At 61.0% G+C, this 1,518-nt stretch carries 2 protein-coding genes; one reads left to right on the forward strand and one right to left on the reverse strand.

The genetic code is table 11. From position 1 onward, the window contains the following. The first annotated feature begins 509 nt into the window (after positions 1-509). Positions 510-686 (forward strand): hypothetical protein, encoded by a 177-nt coding sequence (locus QD357_RS32175; RefSeq protein WP_183940233.1) that lies wholly within the window; start codon positions 510-512, stop codon positions 684-686. 3 nt (positions 687-689) lie between these two features. On the opposite strand, the gene QD357_RS32180 is transcribed toward QD357_RS32175, so the two are convergent. Then, on the reverse strand, positions 690-1,518 hold an 829-nt coding region (locus QD357_RS32180), incomplete at its 5' end, for an ArdC family protein (protein WP_414126060.1).

Below are 1,518 nucleotides of genomic sequence, written 5' to 3' on the forward strand. Positions count from 1 at the left end.
GATCGAGCCGTTGAAGCCGGTTTCGGWGGWGGTGAAGGTGCCGATGGTTGCCATTGTSGTRTTCCTTTCGTTKGTTTCGGGCCGCGCCCWTCGCGGCCTCGATGGCTGTCGCAAGGATCKGGGACGATCGGACCGCACCCGCAGGGACGGAATGGAATGGAGGGCKGCCGGGGAGAAACTTTGTTGTTTCGCGAGGAATGAGCGCGTGAGCGTTCAGGGGAAGAAAGTTTTGGATGGCCGTTGCGGTAGAACGATCGAGGCGAAGCCGCTCTCCGATCAGACATGCCTCATCGAGCCCGCGGAGGACGTGGCCTATGCCAATGGATGCGAGGAACGCCGCGATGGCAACGTGCCACCGCCTCACCCAAGCGAAACGTTGCTGTGTCGAACCGTTGCTCTCTTCCAATGTCCGGGCCGTTAGTTCGGCGACGACGGATCGGTCGGCCTGGGAGTTGCCTCCAATAATCAACCCGGTATCGTGCGCGCGCGATTCGTCGCCTGGAGGATACATGCGTCAGCAGACAAAGCCGTTTACCGTCGAAATCAAGCAATCGCGAAAGCTCAAATCGACCGACCGCAAAACCTCGATCTGGGGCAAGCTGGACCTCACACTTGATCAGAGCACGCTCACGGAGAGAGAGCCCAGAGAGGCGTCGGCCGTTGGCGGCGACAACGACCGACTCTGATTTCTAGGCCGCGACCTTCTCCTCAGCTGCATCAGGCTGCAGATCGTGCAGGAAGTTKACTGCCCGCTGCGCATGAGCGGCCGCCTGAAAGATCGCTCGCTTGTCTTCAGAAAGCACGGCGAGCCACGAGGCCAGGTAGGACGCGTGATCGGGCCGTKGTTCGAGTTCCGGTGCGATGCCGAGGTCGGCACATAGGAAGCAGCTGCCAAGCTCGGCGATCAGTTCCTCTCGGGCACGCTCCGTTTTGTCCTTGGCATAACGGCTGAGATCGCGGCCGACACGATGCRGGTGCGCAGTCCAGTGGCAACTTTCGTGGCTGACCGTGGCAACGTATGATGCCGCGTCCCGAAAGCTCTCGAATGGCGGCATCTGGATGTGATCCGTAACCGGTGAATAATATGCCTGTGTGCCGCCGTGGCGGATAACGGCACCCGTGTTGCGGAAGAATCGGTCGGCCTCTTCGATCCGTTGGAGAGGATCGGCAGCAGGTGCCGGCCGATGGCGATAATGGTCGGGCAGACCATCGATCTGTTCGACATTGAAAACAGTGTACGCTTTCAAAAAGGGGATTTCGCGATCGACCTCACCGCCGCTGCCATCGGCTTCGGTCTTGGTGAAGCGGCTGGCGAAGACGACGGTCGACCCGGTCTCGCCTTTGCGGACAGCTGCGCCCAGTTCGATCGATTGCTTGAACGTCATCCAGATCGGCGACGAGAAGCCGCGCGCCATGCCTTCCGACCACAACAGGAGAACGTTCACACCCGAGTAGGGCTGTCCGTTGTGCCGGAGCGGGCGGGTGATCCGCCCCTGAAGGTTGCGGTCGTGCCACGGC

This window comes from Rhizobium sp. BR 317 (assembly GCF_047445835.1).
In the GTDB taxonomy this organism is placed as follows: domain Bacteria; phylum Pseudomonadota; class Alphaproteobacteria; order Rhizobiales; family Rhizobiaceae; genus Rhizobium; species Rhizobium paranaense.

Excerpts from the sequence above, each read along its gene's own strand:
- QD357_RS32175 (WP_183940233.1), top strand. The coding sequence starts at position 510 with ATGCGTCAGCAGACAAAGCCGTTTACCGTCGAAATCAAGCAATCGCGA.